This window comes from Nocardia sp. TBRC8007 (assembly GCF_056629435.1).
In genome coordinates this window covers 1-220 of record NZ_JBWSOR010000257.1, presented here as the reverse complement: position 1 = coordinate 220, position 220 = coordinate 1, and the positions used below count along the sequence as shown (strand labels likewise).

General features: G+C 64.5%; 1 protein-coding gene. It reads right to left on the bottom strand.

Annotated features, from left to right (window positions below; all coding sequences use genetic code 11):
* Nucleotides 1-220, bottom strand: a 220-nt coding sequence (locus tag ACX4ZE_RS23570; protein ID WP_480275665.1) for a zinc-binding dehydrogenase, incomplete at both ends; no start/stop codon positions are given.

Sequence of the window (220 nt, the reverse complement as noted above, 5' to 3'; positions counted from 1 at the left end):
TCATCGACGAAATCCAATGAACGCGACCGCACAGTATGGTCAGCGCCTTGCTCGAGCACATACGCGCGGCGCTCATCAGTACTCGCGGCACCGATCACCCGCGCACCATGCAATTTGGCGACCTGCACCGCCGCTGTGCCCAGGCCACCGGCCGCACCATGCACCAGCACCGTCTCACCGGGCTGCACCCGAGCCAACTTCAACAACGCGTACTCCGCCG